Below are 15,762 nucleotides of genomic sequence, written 5' to 3' on the forward strand. Positions count from 1 at the left end.
TTAGCTATTTTGACTGGGCCTACTCGATACCCATTCGTCGAGCATCTTCTGTTCGAGCACATCCCGGTCACGTGCTTCTTCGATGCGATAGCGCGCGACCAAATCTTTTAATGAATTGTGTTTTAAGTGCCGCTTATGCCACTCGTTGCGACAAGCTTCCAGGGTGCGCTCGACGGCTATGATCTGTTGCTTCTGCCCTTCTAACGCTATTGCAAGCCGCTGTAGAAAACTGCGTGTTTGTACCAGCTGAGCAACGCTACAAGTATTCATTTCAACGCTAAATCGGTTTTCATACTCGCCGTAATAATTTTCAAGTTCGGCAAGCTTAGTTTGTTCCTGCTGTAATTTAGCGCGTACAACCTGCAGTGTATTGGCACTTTCGTCCTCGGCTCGCTGCGCCAGATCAACCACCAACTTCATCCGCGCTGAGCGTAACTGCGCCACGCCTAGTGTCTACCGGTTAATGGGCCGCTAGCCGTCGCCTGCGGCTGTGCGGTATTGTTCATATTGGGCTTTGGCTGTATTCCCGCAGTGGACGACTGATTCGTTAAGGTGGGCAAAATTAGCGTTTCGAGCGATGCTAAACTTTCTAAATAGGGCGCAGCTTCTCCAATGTTTTGGCAAACATAATTAACAAGCTCTGGCTTTTTATCGATTGCCATATCGATTTCGGCATCATTACCACGTGCGTAGGCACCAATTGCAATAAGATCTTTATTCGCCTTATAGCGCGCGAGCAGCTGTTTAAATTTTTGCGCCTGCTGCATTTGTGCCGGCGACGACACGTTAGGCATTACGCGACTTATCGATGCCTCCACGTCAATTGCGGGATAAATTCCCTCCTCCGCGAGTTGCCGCGACAACACAATGTGACCATCTAAAATAGCTCGTGATGCATCCGCTACTGGGTCCTGTAGATCGTCGCCTTCAGTTAACACCGTGTAGAACGCGGTAATTGAACCACCACCTTCGTCACCATTGCCTGCGCGCTCCACCAAATCGGGAATTTTCGAAAACACCGACGGAGGATAACCCTTAGTTGCTGGCGGCTCGCCAATTGCCAACGATATTTCCCGCTGCGCCTGTGCGAATCGCGTAAGCGAATCCATTAGTAACAGCACGTCTTTGCCTTGATCGCGAAAATGTTCGGCGATACGAGTGGACAATTGTGCGGCGCGCAACCGCATAAGTGGCGCTTCATCGGCAGGTGCGGCAACCACTATGGCTTTTTTTAAACCTTCTTCGCCGAGAATATGGTCGACAAATTCTTTAACTTCGCGGCCACGTTCACCAATCAAACCTACCACTACAATATCGGCAGTGGTGAACCTCGTCATCATCCCCATTAGTACACTTTTACCAACACCACTACCAGCAAACAAACCAATACGCTGACCCTTGCCAACGGTTAATAAGCCGTTAATTGCGCGAATACCAACATCCAAAGGCTCGCTAATGGGGTGGCGCTGCAGTGGGTTTATGACGCTGGGTTCCAAATCAACTTTAGTATCATCGGTTACGGTTCCCTTGCCATCTAACGGTTGACCAAGGCCATTTACAATACGGCCTTTTAAATGGTCACCCATCGCCAAATTTTTGTGAGACTCTACTGGAATAACGCGCGCGCCGGGGCGCAAACCTTCGACTTTTTGCACCGGCATTAAAAATGTTTTTTCGTTGTGGAAGCCAACTACTTCAGCTTCTATTTCCTTGTCGCCGCTCACCACTACCCGACACTGGCGACCAACCGACACATTGAGGCCAACAGCTTCAAGGGTTAGCCCCACCATTCGGGTTAGGCGACCACTGGCATTCACACTGGAGGAAACGAAATCATACTGTCGATACTTTTGCATTCTATCGAGTAACGATGGTCCAGTGTTGTGTGGAGTCGTCATTGTCTTGGCTCAATATCGTGTTGCGATGTGCCTATCGGGTCGATAGGTGAATCAGTTTCCTCGGCAGTGCTGACATCATCTGCCTCGCTGGTTTTTTCTGCTGCGCTGGCATTGGCTAGCCTAGTCTCATCGTCATCTTCAACCGATTCGCCGCTGGCAAGGGTATGGTCTTCGGCAGCGGTACTGTCGGAATTTTTTTCTTCGCGCCAAGATTCAACCTCGGGCAAGGCGTCAGCACTCACATCGCCTTTGTCCGCAACGCGCTGCATATATTCCTCTAAACGCTCTTCAACCCGATACTCTACCAAGCTATCTCGAGTTTCAATTTTGCAACTACCGTGACTAAGTGTTGCATCAACCTTTACCTGCCAGTCGCGATCCTCTGCCGGAATATAGTCAGCAACTAATGCCGCATCTTCACTATTAAGATACACAACAATATTGGCCGAACCCTGCGGTAAAGCGCTGAGCGCACTGCTAACAATGGTATAAAGCGCGTCGGGGGATTGTTTTAGTTCGCTGGCAATTATTTTCTTCGCGAGGCTCAAAGCCATCTCGACCACAATATTTTCTATGCTTTCTTGCTGAGCTTGCATCGGCTCGAACAATTGCTCTGCGATGGCCGCTAGACGACCACTATCGCTCTCTAACTTTGCTTTAGTTTCTTCATAGGCCTTTTGCTCGCCCAACTTGCGACCTTTTTCTTCCCCTTGCGCTAGGCCTTTTTCCATTCCCTCTTTGAAGCCCTCGCCATAGCCTTCTTGCTGTGCTTGCTCGACAATTTTTTGGAGCTCGTCCGCGGTTACCGGTTTGGCTTTTACTTTACTGGAAATATCTTCGATGGATTCTACTGAAGGATTTTTTTTCTTATCGCCGGCTTCACGCCCAGCACTCTTTACGATTTTTCCGCCATTACCCATACGGGGAAGCTGCCAAGCGCTGACAACTTCGTCGCTGCCTAGGCTGTTTGAAGGAATACGATTTGGATTTTTTGACGCATCGGTCGATTTTTTACCATCGCCTACTTTCTTTGTATCTATCATGTTTAGCTGAACTTACAGCATCTCCTCACCACCGCCACCTAATACAATTTCACCGGCGTCAGCCAAACGACGCGCAATGGTTAGAATTTCTTTCTGTGCGCCCTCCACTTCCGATACCTTAACAGGCCCTTTCGCTTCGAAGTCATCGCGTAGAAGTTCGGCTGCACGTTTAGACATATTGCCGAATATTTTCTCCTGCAACACCTCTTCGGCCCCCTTCAGGGCAAGAATCAATATGTCTGACGAAACCTCGCGCAATAATGCCTGAATACCACGATCGTCGACGTCGCGAAGATTTTCAAAAACAAACATTAAATCGGCGATTTGTGTACCCATGTCTTCGTCGACTTCACGAATAGAATCCATCAACTCGCTACCTATGGAACTATCCAAATTATTAACGATTTCCGCGGCAGTTTTATAACCACCCATATCTTTTGTTTGTGATCCCGCGCTACCGGAAAACTGCTTTTCAAGAATATTGTTAAGTTCCTGCAGTGCTGAGGGCTGCACCGTATCCAACGCCGCAACCCGCATCAGCACATCTAAGCGAACCTTTTCAGGGAAATAGTTAATAATTTCAGCGGACTGATCTGGGTCTAAATAAGCCAGTACAATGGCTTGAATTTGCGGGTGTTCATTGCGAATTATATCGGCGACCGAGCGTGCGTCCATCCACTTTAAGGTATCTAAACCGGTGGTATTTCCGCCCAAAAGAATTCTGTCAATCAAGCCATTGGCTTTATCTTCACCTAAGGCCGTTACCAGCATATTTCGAATATAGCTGTCAGCGCCCATACCCAAGCCTGTTTGGGTGCGCACTTCTTCCATAAAGTTTGCCAGCACCACTTCAACTTCATATTGCTGGACGTTATTAAGCTGTGCCATTGCCGTACCCAACCGCTGTACTTCTTTAGGCCCCATGTGCTTTAGAATTTCGGCTGCGCTGTTTTCCCCTAAGGTCATCAATAAAATCGCGGCTTGGTCGACGCGACTTAATTTGACCTCGGGCTTGCCATCTTTACCTACTGGTTTCTGGGCTGCACTCATTCTTCGTTTATCCAACGTTTAATAACTTGGGCTACTCGGCCGGCATCTTCGGCGACAAGGCCTTTAACAGCGTTTAGTTGCTGCTCGTAACTCTCCTCCGGATTGGGTAACGCCAGCGCATCACCGCCAGTTAAGGTCACTGTCTCATCAGAGAGCGAGTCAAAAGAATCGATTCCAGCAGCCTGTAAGGCCGCCATTTCTCTCGCCTCATCATTTTCTTTCGATTTGTTACCCGCGCCAGCCAAGCTCTTTAGAACCGGGCGTAACAGGCCGACCACGAGAATGGCAATAATAATTGCCCCAGCAAGATACTTCGCCGCCTGACGAAAGATCTCCTGCTCCCAGATCTGTGGTTCACTCTGCTCGGCCATCTCAGGTAACGGCATAAAGCGTTCATTCAAAATATTGACACTATCACCACGCACAGCAGAGAAACCTACCGCGTCTCTCACCAGTATAGACAGTCGTTCGATCTCTAGCTCTGTCCAAGGCTTTAAACTAATTTCACCTGTGGCAGGGTCGACAACTTTTTTGTCATCGACCACTACCGCGACCGTTAAACGACGCAACCGCCCCTTCTCATGTTTAGTGTAACTAACGGTACGGTCCAGCTCGTAATTCCGGGTTGCCTGAGATCGGCTATTGGATGGTGTGCCGCCACCTGCGTCAGCATTACCGCGAGCGGCCACTTCAGGCGCCTGCCCTCCGGCGGGTGGCTGATTAGTTAGTGCCCCAGGAACGCCGCCAGCGCCACCGGCACCTACGCGCTGTTCGTCTACGGTGTACTCACTGCGAACGGCGGGTAAATCAGGGTTGAACGTTTCCTCTGCTTTTTCAATCTCGGTAAAATCGATATCCGCCGAGACTTCTGTTTTGAAATTAGCTTGACCAACTACCGGAGATAGCAAACGACGAATACGGAGAACAATATCGTTTTCTACTTTGCGTGAATAATCCAGATGCTGAGCCGCTACCACTAGGCGCTCATCTTCTACGCCAACCGATAAGAGGTTGCCACGATGATCAACGATAGTAACGTTTTCCACATCCAGCTCGGGAATACTGGCAGCAATAAGGTTGGCGACACCAGTTATCTGCTTAGGCGTGATCGGACGACCTGGGAATAATTCTAAGAATACCGATGCACTGGGCTCGCGGCCGTCGCGTATAAACACGGTGCGCTTTGGAATGGCGAGGTGTACGCGCGCGGCTCGCACGCTGCTAATACTGGATATGGTACGCGCCAATTCGCCTTCAAGACCACGGCGGTAGCGAGTTGCCTCCATAAATTGGCTGGTGCCGAGTGGCTGTTCTTGGTCTAGCAATTCATAACCTAGCGTCTTGTCGCCCTGCACGCCATTTTCGGCAAGCACGATACGCGCTTTCTGTACTTTATCGATCGGCACGAGCAAAGCCCCAGAAGCGCCGTCAATTTTGTAGGGGATTTCATTAAAATCTAAAATCTGGCCCACTTCGGCAGAGTCCAAACGGTCTAAGCTGCCATAGAGCGGCTTGTAGTCTTCACCTTGGCTCCAAAGTACTACCGCAAAGCCAATTGCCACACTCGCGGCCAAGCCAATCATCAAGCCCGCTTGCCGTACAATATTCAGGTTGTTAAACCCTTCAATCAGGTCGCTTGTACCGCCATCTGCCGCTAAAGAATTTGCCATGTTTTTTCTCGAATAATCTCAGTCTTAGGAAGGTGTTGCCGGTAGTTTTGTACGCTAACTTTGTATAGATGAGCTGCGCCCTCGCGACTGCTCAAGATTAGTCTAACCAATGGTTAAATTGGCATGTTCATAACATCTCGATAGGCTTCGACGAGTTTGTTTCTGACCTGCACCATTGCATCGAAGGCAACACCCGCTTTTTGCGATGCAATCATCACGTCAGTCACATCAACATTTGGATCACCCTGAATATAAGCGGCGCTCATAGAGCTGGAGGTTTGTTGAACCTCGTTCACTTTACCCACGGCTTGCTGTAGCAAGTCGCCAAATGCTGGGCCGTTGACTTTTGCTCCCGGCTGCAGCCCAGTGTTGCCGTTAACACGATCGGCTGCGGCCATGCCGCCCGCACCAAATGCATTGGTTTGCTGTTTGAGTGAACGCATTTCTAGGAGTAAACGGTTGATGTCCATTCGATCTGTCATTTTTTCGTCCGCCTGGAATTCTTCTGCCTGTCAAAATTATGCCGGATTACCCGTTGGTAACTAGATTTGCACAAAGTGGGCCAGAAACTGCCGCGCACTTTAAAAGAGGTGAAACCTTGCCGATACACTGCTGCGATGTTGCCAAACGCCAAAGCCGTGCACGCCAAACGTTAGGCGCTTTTATGAACACAATTATCAGGCAACTATCACGAGGCAATAATTAAGCGTAAGTTATAGAAAAAGTTACTTAGAAAAGTCCTAAGGAAAAAACCGCAAGGACAAACAGTTGGCTGATGCGGCGCGGGTGACCAAGGATGTTGTTGTTTATCTGAGAGAAAATAAAATCAGTGAGGGGATGAAGCGGGAGTAAAACCCATAGATAAGAAAGCGTAATAAAACAGAAACAAGCTATCGCTTAGAAATAGAAAGCTAAAAAGCCAAGAAGAAGCTCTTCTAGGCTTTTTAGTTTTCTTTACATGCAGTTGCTTTACATAAATATCTATAAAGCTGTATGGAAATAGAGTTCGTTAAAAATATTGCTACTTAGATATCAAAATCAAATTCCTGAGTTTCGCGAAGAAGTCTCATTTCTTCAATTTTGTCTTCCAATCGGCGGCGCGCATCTAGGGATAAACCGTCCGATTTAAATTGCTGTTCACCATCGAGCTCGTGTTCAATGGCACCTTCAAGTACAACGTTATTCAGTTCAGAAGAACGATCGATAACCTCAACACCCATAATCAATACTCCGCAGGCAGTGCGATTAAAAAAGGAATTAGGAACAACACGCCGAAAGCGAATCCGGCTACTGGGATATCCTCCGTCTACTCTATGACAAATGAATGACACTCACCAAAATACTGCAAAATTTCTAGTTCACTTAAAGTGTAATATAAGCTCACTATTTTTGGCGCCGTTTGAGCGGATAATACCAAAAGTTTTTAAAAAGGGAATACTTTTTTTGATCTGTAAAACTGGTATCGATAGCCAAAAGATATTAAGAGCATTGTTCTGGGCAAAACTTATAGCAAAAAGCAATTATCTACACCGTTGCTGGCGATAGGCTATAGCCTTCATCGCGCAGGCGAGCAAGTTTATAACGCAGAGTTCGCGGACTTATACCTAAACGCTCAGCGGTGTTTTTCTTGCTGCCATTTTCCTGGCGTAGTGTCTGTAAAATGATTTCAAACTCTCGTTTTTTTAGATCTTTATCTAACTGCGGGGCACCGGTTTGAGCTGAATCTCCCGCAGCAGGCGCCAACGAACCGGTATGACTATAGGCAAGATTGTCACGCCCGTCAGACCCTCTCTGAGAATAATAGGCGTCGGTTTGGAGGTGTGCGCCGCTGTCGGTACTGGCAGCTTGTACCTGTCCCAATATACTGGCTTGGGTAATGTCGGCAACCGCTTGCATCAGTGAAGGCTTCTCACTGTATTGATTGCCAATATCCAAGCCTAAGTCGCGGGCACCAATGGTATGCCCAGTTTGTAAGATAAGCGCGCGCTGCATCACATTGTCCAGCTCGCGGACATTACCAGGCCATGGGTAATGTAACATTAACTGCTCGGCGTCTCGGCCAAGACGAACACCGGCGCGATGCTGTTTGCTGGCGTGACGGGCAAGCAGAGATTCCGCTAAGGGTAAAATATCGTCTTTACGATCACGTAGCGGTGCCCACTGTAATGGCAACACACTCAAACGAAAATACAAATCCTCACGAAACTTACCCGCCATCACCTGCTCGCGCATATTGCGGTTAGAGGTGGCTATGACGCGTACATCTAGCGGGATACTCTTGCGACCACCCAATCGCTCTACCTCACGCTCCTGTAAAACGCGTAACAGTTTGGCTTGCAAACTCATATCCATTTCAGAAATTTCGTCTAGCAATATAGTGCCGCCATTGGCTTGTTCGAATTTACCTGGAGCCGAATGGTAGGCTCCGGTATAGGCGCCCTTCTCATGACCAAACAGCATAGCTTCCAACATGTTTTCTGGAATTGCTGCACAGTTAATTGCAATAAACGGCTGCCCCGCGCGTGGCGAATGTTGATGAATATATTTTGCTAACACCTCTTTACCTGTGCCTGACTCACCGACTAATAAGACGGTCGAATCCGATTGCGCTACACGCTGTGCCAAGTGCAACAACTCGCGGCTCGATGCGGCCTCGGCGATTGGTTCATCACTACGCAATACGCCGCGACCGATAAACCTATTGACGGTTTCGATTAACAACTTCGGTTCGAAAGGTTTGACTAGGTAATCGGCAGCTCCATTACGCATTGCATCGACGGAATCACCAATGCTCGCATAGGCGGTGATAAGTAACACGGGGATTTGTGGATAGTTCTGTTTTACCTGCTGTAACAAGTCATGGCCACTCAGTGCGCCCATATTGACATCGGATACAATCATCTCAAACTGTCCGCCGGCAGCCAAAAGCTCCAGCGCAAGTTCAGCACTGGCCGCGTCCTCAACGGAGAACCCTTCAAGGGCCAAGGTATCGACAAGGGCTTGGCGCAAGTCGGTATCATCCTCAACAACCAAAACTCTGGCGGCTTGCTGCAAGCTAGTTGCGTGACTACTCATAGTGCTCTCCACTTTGATCAGACGTCGGCTGAGCGATTTCGATTTTATCGGAATGGATGGGAATACAAATACGGGCAAGGGTTCCGCGGCCTGGCTCAGAAAGAATTTCAAAATAGCCGCCGTGCGCCCTGGCTACAGACTGAACGACGGCTAATCCCAAACCGGTTCCCTGAGCCTTGGTGGTCATAAACAGATCGGTAACCTTGGCGAGCTGAGATGCTTCTATACCAGGCCCTCGATCAATTACCGCGATGGTTAATAGTTGTTCGCCGCGTCTGTTGGTTTCTCGCCTAAACCGCAATATTAAGGTGTAGGGTTCGCCACTGGCTTGCAGGGCGTTATTCACCAGATTCATTAAAGCGCTTACAAGTGCATCGCGATGACATCTAAGTGTTAGCTCTTCACAGTCGTTTTGCCAATGGGCTTCGCCGTCTTGGCTGTTTAGCGGCACTTCCGCCGCCTCTTTTAAACTGTCTTCGAGCTCTTGAACACTAACCAACTCATTTAATGGCAACTCGCTTTTTACAAATAACATCATGTCGCGTACCTGGCGTTCCATGTGCTGTAAGCGGCTCAATAACTTTTGTGAAAATTGTGAGCGCGTGGCCGGCTCTAATTTTGATTCACACAAATGCCCCGCATATAAAATTGCGGTCGACAGTGGTGTGCGGATTTGATGTGCGAGCGCGGAAACCATTTTGCCCATCGCCGATAATCGCTCTGAGCGACTGACGCACTGCTGTAAACGACGTGTCTCGGTTTGATCGGTAAGCAGAATAATTTGACCGTCGACAGAACTCTGTGCAGCACTATCAGCTGTACTCATCAGCGAGCTGGTAGCAATACTAATACGACGACCAGAACGCGTAGAAACTTCTAAACCATCATCGTTACGCGGGGCGAAGCACTCGCCAATAACCTTGCGCCAAAGACGCCCCTGCAAGGGGGTTTCCAAAAGGCTATCGGCAGCAGGGTTAGCCTCAACGATAATGCCTTTAGAGTCCAAAACAATTACACCGCCGGGCAGAAAATCCAGCAATGCCTGCATCCTCGTAGCCAGCTCTGCATTCCTTTTATGCTCTTGCTCTTTTTCCGCCGAGACTTCATCAAGCTCCTTCGTTAACACCGAGAGCCTATTTTCAAGCAAGTGATAGGACTGGCTTAACTGCGCCGAGGTTTCATTGAAAAACGTGACCGCGGAATTAAGCGCTGCAGGCGGTACGTCTACTGGAGTTTTAGTTTCTATCGAAGAAGGCATATAGGCATTTCTAACCAACGTGGTTGATCTCCTGACGGTTAACTGTCGCAGTTGGCGACTTTAGGAGAGTCATTGCAATCGCAATGCCAATTGGTTTTATGCTTATATTTCAGAAACTTGGAGATGAGAGAAAGATTCGAACCGCTATTAAGTCGGGTTCTTGACGCTTGTCTATTTCGCTCGACAAGCAAAGTGTTTTGACATTAATTGGCGTAACTTGAACTTAGCTGGATCCCCGCTAAACGAACTGCAGACTTAATAGAACTTGAGCGTATGATTTTTTCGACTTACGTAAACAGCGGTAATACCATTCGCCATATTGCGCGCAATCGCTGCGGTCGTCTTTAGTTCACCACCTTGATACGCGCCTAATGCTTCGTAAAATACTGAGGTGAAATAGTCCGCATCATAACCTTGCGGGGTGAACACAATAATTTGGCACATGGTTGAACGACACTGAATTTCGCTAACACTAACGCGATCTAAGCCGTCAAACTCGACAAACATATCCGAGAGACTCTGCTCGTAGTCGGGCCCCCAATCTAAGTCGACCTCTTCTTCTTCGAAAAGCCGGTTGGCATTGTCAAACACTTCGGTCTCAACAGCTTGAACAGCGGCTCGAATTTCTTCAGGCGTGCGATCTTCAGGCCGCTTCTCTTGTTCCGTTTGTGGCTCTGTACGGTCGCTCATAGCAGTGTCGGTATAAGCCGTAGAAATTGCGGTACTGACATTAGCGGCTTGCTCATTAGCCTTTTCGTCCGCTAAGGCCTGCTTTGCTTGGGATAAGACCTCTTCAAGACCATCGGAAAAACGCTCAGTTGCTTCAATTGCCTCTGCGTCGGCAGACGGTGCCTTATCACTCAGAGATTTGTAACCCACGGCGGCAGCAATACAAATTGCAACACCAGTGAGAAGCAACGGGATGAACTTAGGGTTTTTAACGGCCATGAACACAACACCCAATATCGAGGAGGTAGAGAAAGAAATGGAATTATAACTGATTGAACACGTTTTCTAAGATACGGGGAATCCCGTTGTGAAAATGAAGTGGGCCATCCGTGGCCCTGATCATCATATGATCAAACGAATTGCGTCAACTCAAATTACTGAGCGTCACAAGCCGATTGAGATACACATGTCTGACCGTTTTCGTTACCCCAACCACTAGAAGTGTTGGAACATACAGGTACATTCCAGCCATACCAGCTACAAGTGCCGCCAGTGCTACCGGAAGAACTTGAGCTTGAGCTGCTGCTAGACGAGCTTGAGCTGCTTGAAGAAGAACTAGAGCTGCTGCTAGATGAGCTTGAGCTGCTTGAAGAACTAGAACTGCTGCTAGATGAGCTTGAGCTGCTGCTTGAAGAACTGGAAGAATCACAGCTGTTGATTATACCGCCAGAACCACTTTGGCTTTCGCAAGTAGTACGACCAATACAGCTTTGACCATTCTCATATCCCCAACCGCTGTCTTGGTTAGCACATACAGGACGTGGGTCATCTTGGTACCACTTACACTGCTCGGCACACTGACCGCCGCCACTAGTAGAGCTTGAGCTGCTTGAAGAGCTAGAACTGGAAGAACTAGAACTGCTTGAAGAGCTTGAGCTGCTAGATGAACTTGAGCTGCTGCTAGACGAGCTAGATGAGCTTGAGCTGCTTGAAGAGCTTGAACCGTTACCGCCACCGAACTGAACGTCGATACAACCGTGGAAACGCTCGAAAGTAGAAGCCGAACGGCCCCACTCAGCGTAGATCACGTGACGACCTGAACGAGCAGGAACGTTACAGGTGGTGTAGAAGTGAGCAGCACCTTCATCTTTAGAGATAGCGGGCGATGCACCTGGGTTTGAATAGCTGTATGGGAGATCACAGAAAGCTGTGTCCTCAAAGTCGCTCCACTTCAGATCAACACCGATCTGGTAAGTAAAGCCAGGCTTTGTAATCCAGTAACGGAAATCAGAAGTATCTGAAAAGTGAGGACCGTTGCTGATATCCCAAGAGAAAGTTAAGTCACCAGAGCTGATGTTGTTTACTGGCCAATCGATAGAGTTATCCCAAGGAGTGCGACCGCCGTCCCAAGTTTCACTATCAAAACCACAAACATTTGTAGTTGATGGGCCGAGATCTTTGCGGCCACCGTGGTGGTTCAAAACACTCATGTACTGATAGCCACCGTTAAAATCGTCAGCGAAAGCGTCGGCACATACGGCGTATTGTCCAGTACCGTTAGCCGCTTCGTCTGGCTTAGTTACAGCGCCACAGAAGTAGTTACGAGCTCCAGGACTATCAACGAAACCGTGACCAAATGATACGGCCGAAACCGCCATCATCATGGCGCCGGCGCCAATCATTTTTATTGTTTTCATACTCATTATATTTCCTACCTTGTACAGGGTAATGGGAGACATCAGAGGCGGTAACCGTTGGCTACTTCAGACAACAACCAATACATACAAAAAAACATCCGATAGGAGTTCACGCTTAAAAGCATCAAACGGCTCTTAAGGAAAATTCATAACGATTTGAAGTGCTCTAATGGATCATCAAAGACTCTACTGTTTTTAGCATGGGTAAAGCTCTGCAAAAAACTGGAATTACTACTGGTAATAGAAATAAGCAGTAGGGTTTTACAACAGGCTTACTCAAAGTATTTATTATTATTTCCTGTAAGTACTCAAAAGCGGCTTCTACTTCTGACAGCCTCGATTGTGTACAGACACCGTTTCATTGTCAATTCAACGGCAGCACTGGCGTAGGGTCGGTGACAAGAGGAATAGGTAATCGGGACAAAAATAATGATTTTGACGCCAAACAGCAACGCAATTACTAGGCTCGAGAGCATTTACATTGAACAAATCAATATATGAATTAGGAATATTTAATGACTCTAGATAGTGCAAAACGCACTTTTAGGAGGTTTTAGGCGACCGCCAACCAGCAATTAGCCTGAAAAAACGCAGATTTGGCTTAATTTAGGCTGCTCCGGAGCCCCCTCCCGAATGGACGAGGACCCCGATTTTTTACACTTCTACGCTAATAGCAGTCTTATTAAACGGGAACAATAGACCGAAGCTGATCAATCAATTAAGCCGTATTGATCTGCCAAGATACTCAAGATTTCCGCTTTCGGGTTATCTGAAAGTACTAATTTTTGACCGGTAATTGTTTCTGCTATACCTGTATAGGTTGCCGAAACTTGCATCAGAACTTCCTCCGGCAGTGCATTATCTTTTGCCAGCGCTAAACGCTCCACCATACGGTCTTTGTTCAACAAAATATCGGGGTCAGGGAAATAGTTTAGAAGTTGCTGACGAAACTCCTCTTTCGACTTTTCAATAACTCGACCTTCACGATAATTCGGCCCATCCCATATTCTGGAAGAATCTGGTGTACCGACTTCGTCCATATAGATAAGCTTTTCTTGTCCGTCACTACCGGTTACGTAACCAAATTCAAATTTAGTATCAACAAACACCTGATCGGCTTTGGCGAGTTCGTTAGTAATCGTGTCAAAGCCTTCTTTTAAAAGCTTTTCGTACAAATCAATATCCGCAGGGTTACGGAAATTAAATGCGGCGAAGTTATCATCGATATTTTTGCGAGTAATATTAACGTCGTCCGCCTCGGGCACGCCGGGAATACCTTTTAAAATACCTTTAGTCGACGGTGTAATTAACAGTTCCGGCAGCTTTTGATCTTTTTGCAAACCATCCGGTAATTGTATTCCGCAAAATTCACGTTCGCCCTTACTGTAAGAACGCCACATCGAGCCGGTAATATACTGACGGCAAATAGCTTCAATCATTACCGGTTTAGCTTTCTGGACAATCCAAACAAATGGGTGTGGAATATCGAGAATATGACTATCAGCCAACCCTTGTTCACGAAAAAGTTTAAACCAATGGTTAGAAATAGCATTCAGTGCCGCACCCTTCCCAGGCACACCATTCATACCGCGCTCACCGTGCCAAATACAGTCAAAAGCAGAGATACGATCGCTAATAACCATAATAGCGAGAGGGGCATCAGCGGCAACGGGGTAATTTTTTTCCGCAATCAAACGGCGGCTGTCGGCCTCGGTTAACCAATACACGGAACGCACCTTACCACTGTGTACGGGCTTATCCGTACGGATAGGAAGGTCGTTATTAACGGCTAAAACTTTTTGGGATAAGCTCATGAGTCGGTTCCACACAAACGTCTAAAATAAATATACCCCCACAGGATGAGGGGATAAGACTTCAAAGAACCGAGAATGATAGCAGATAGGGCGCGCGCGATGAACTACTCAACCGCGCTGTAGGCCATACTTACGCATTTTTTCAACTAAGGTTGTACGACGAATAGCCAACTGCTCTGCCGCTCGCGCAACTACTCCACCGTTATTATCGAGCGCCTGCTGAATAAGACTTTGCTCTAGCCCAGCAATGTACTCTTTAAGATCGATGCCATGTTCCGGTAGCAATGCAATATCGCCAGCGGCAACCATGGTCGGCTTGCGAGACTCGTCCACCAGCACATCAAACTCATCGTCTACTTCTGCCGATGCATTGCGATATTTTCCGGGTAAGTCTTGCACGCCAACCACGCCAAATGGATGCATAATGGCCATGCGCTCAACCAAGTTGGCGAGCTCTCGTACATTCCCCGCCCAAGGTTGATCGCAGAGCGACATAATCGCCGCAGAGTTAAATCGTATGGAGCCGCGGTTTTCACTTTCCATACGTGAGATTAATTCGTTAATTAAAAGCGGGATATCTTCGGCGCGTTCACGTAGTGCTGGCATCTCAATAGGAAAGACATTCAAACGATAATACAAGTCTTCGCGGAAGCTGCCCGCGGTTATCATTTCTTCTAGATTGCGGTGAGTGGCTGCGATAATGCGAACGCTGGTTTCATAGGTTTTGTTACCGCCAACTCGCTCGAAGGTTTTCTCCTGCAGGACCCGCAAAATCTTAACCTGCATATGCAGTGGCATATCGCCTATTTCGTCTAAAAATAAAGTACCGCCTTCTGCCATTTCAAAACGTCCAGCTCGAGCACTAATAGCACCGGTGAAAGCACCCTTCTCATGACCAAACAACTCACTTTCTAATAACTCGGCTGGTATCGCTCCACAATTTACCGGGACGAAAGGCTTGTCGCGACGCGGAGAATGGTAGTGCAAGTTGCGCGCAACCACCTCTTTGCCTGTGCCCGATTCACCTTCAATTAAAACGGTAACGTCCTTATCGGCAACTTGGGACATCATTGCGCGCACGGACTGAATTTCTCGGCTGGTGCCAACTAAGCTGCGGAATAAATGATTGGGGCGCTGCTTGCCTTCATTAACCGCGCGCTGTTGTGCCTCGTTAAAACGTTGTGCGCGGTGAATAACGTTATTCAGATGGGTATAGCTCGCGGCGGTTTCGAGTCGCTCAATCACCATATGGCGTAAAAACGGATCCCAATCTTCGGCTACGGGTTCGTACTCACCCAGTAATACCACGGGCACAGCACTGTAACACTGTCGTATTCGCTGTAAATACGGGAGCAAACTCTTCTTAGAACGGCTCTCTCCCAAAAAAACTAAACTGTAATCGCTATCTGGGTTGGGTTCATTGTGGTTCTCGTGCCAATCATTGAAGTCGAGGGTATCGATTTGTTCTCCCAAAAATTCGAGGATAACCTTGAGGTTATAGCGAGCCGACTCATCATCATCAACTATCAGAATTTTTTTATCGTAAAGCATTACATCTACCCGTAAAGGTTGCAGCCTAGGCTCAATC

The 15,762-nt window shown here is 47.8% G+C and carries 13 protein-coding genes; all 13 read right to left on the reverse strand.

Translation table 11 applies throughout. The features are described 5' to 3' along the window. A complete protein-coding gene (gene fliJ / locus IDZ20_RS12015; RefSeq protein WP_188151667.1) occupies window positions 1-444 on the reverse strand; it encodes a flagellar export protein FliJ in 444 nt (147 codons plus the stop codon). 2 nt (window positions 445-446) lie between these two features. Beyond that, window positions 447-1,856, reverse strand: a complete 1,410-nt coding sequence (fliI, locus tag IDZ20_RS12020; RefSeq protein WP_188151742.1) for a flagellar protein export ATPase FliI — start codon at window positions 1,854-1,856, stop codon at window positions 447-449. Window positions 1,857-1,894: 38 nt separating this feature from the next. Further along, entirely contained in the window at window positions 1,895-2,941 is a 1,047-nt protein-coding gene (locus IDZ20_RS12025) for a flagellar assembly protein FliH (RefSeq protein ID WP_188151668.1), read from the reverse strand. Window positions 2,942-2,953: 12 nt separating this feature from the next. Continuing rightward, window positions 2,954-3,991: a flagellar motor switch protein FliG gene (fliG, locus tag IDZ20_RS12030; RefSeq protein ID WP_188151669.1), complete on the reverse strand. Its 1,038-nt coding sequence runs from the start codon at window positions 3,989-3,991 to the stop codon at window positions 2,954-2,956. Next, window positions 3,988-5,661: a flagellar basal-body MS-ring/collar protein FliF gene (gene fliF / locus IDZ20_RS12035; RefSeq protein WP_188151670.1), complete on the reverse strand. Its 1,674-nt coding sequence runs from the start codon at window positions 5,659-5,661 to the stop codon at window positions 3,988-3,990. Before fliF ends, fliG begins: the two co-directional genes overlap by 4 nt. A gap of 113 nt (window positions 5,662-5,774) precedes the next feature. Next, window positions 5,775-6,143, reverse strand: coding sequence for a flagellar hook-basal body complex protein FliE (fliE, locus tag IDZ20_RS12040; protein ID WP_188151671.1), 369 nt, complete (start codon window positions 6,141-6,143; stop codon window positions 5,775-5,777). Between the two features lie 543 nt (window positions 6,144-6,686). Further along, on the reverse strand, window positions 6,687-6,881 hold the full coding sequence (locus IDZ20_RS12045; protein ID WP_188151672.1) for a PA3496 family putative envelope integrity protein: 195 nt from the start codon (window positions 6,879-6,881) through the stop codon (window positions 6,687-6,689). Window positions 6,882-7,185: 304 nt separating this feature from the next. Continuing rightward, window positions 7,186-8,736 (reverse strand): sigma-54-dependent transcriptional regulator, encoded by a 1,551-nt coding sequence (locus IDZ20_RS12050; RefSeq protein ID WP_188151673.1) that lies wholly within the window; start codon window positions 8,734-8,736, stop codon window positions 7,186-7,188. Further along, window positions 8,729-9,994 (reverse strand): sensor histidine kinase, encoded by a 1,266-nt coding sequence (locus tag IDZ20_RS12055; protein WP_188151674.1) that lies wholly within the window; start codon window positions 9,992-9,994, stop codon window positions 8,729-8,731. The genes IDZ20_RS12050 and IDZ20_RS12055 overlap by 8 nt, the downstream gene beginning before the upstream one ends. Before the next feature lie 255 nt (window positions 9,995-10,249). After that, on the reverse strand, window positions 10,250-10,942 hold the full coding sequence (locus IDZ20_RS12060; RefSeq protein ID WP_188151675.1) for a hypothetical protein: 693 nt from the start codon (window positions 10,940-10,942) through the stop codon (window positions 10,250-10,252). Window positions 10,943-11,097: 155 nt separating this feature from the next. Then, window positions 11,098-12,402: a lytic polysaccharide monooxygenase gene (locus IDZ20_RS16520; RefSeq protein ID WP_425443429.1), complete on the reverse strand. Its 1,305-nt coding sequence runs from the start codon at window positions 12,400-12,402 to the stop codon at window positions 11,098-11,100. A 668-nt stretch (window positions 12,403-13,070) separates the two neighbouring features. Continuing rightward, a complete protein-coding gene (locus tag IDZ20_RS12070) occupies window positions 13,071-14,174 on the reverse strand; it encodes a phosphoribosylaminoimidazolesuccinocarboxamide synthase (RefSeq protein ID WP_188151677.1) in 1,104 nt (367 codons plus the stop codon). Window positions 14,175-14,282: 108 nt separating this feature from the next. Further along, on the reverse strand, window positions 14,283-15,725 hold the full coding sequence (locus tag IDZ20_RS12075; RefSeq protein WP_188151678.1) for a sigma-54-dependent transcriptional regulator: 1,443 nt from the start codon (window positions 15,723-15,725) through the stop codon (window positions 14,283-14,285). Window positions 15,726-15,762 lie beyond the last annotated feature (37 nt).

Origin of the sequence: Teredinibacter waterburyi (assembly GCF_001922985.1) — a bacterium.
Taxonomy (GTDB): Bacteria; Pseudomonadota; Gammaproteobacteria; order Pseudomonadales; family Cellvibrionaceae; genus Teredinibacter; species Teredinibacter waterburyi.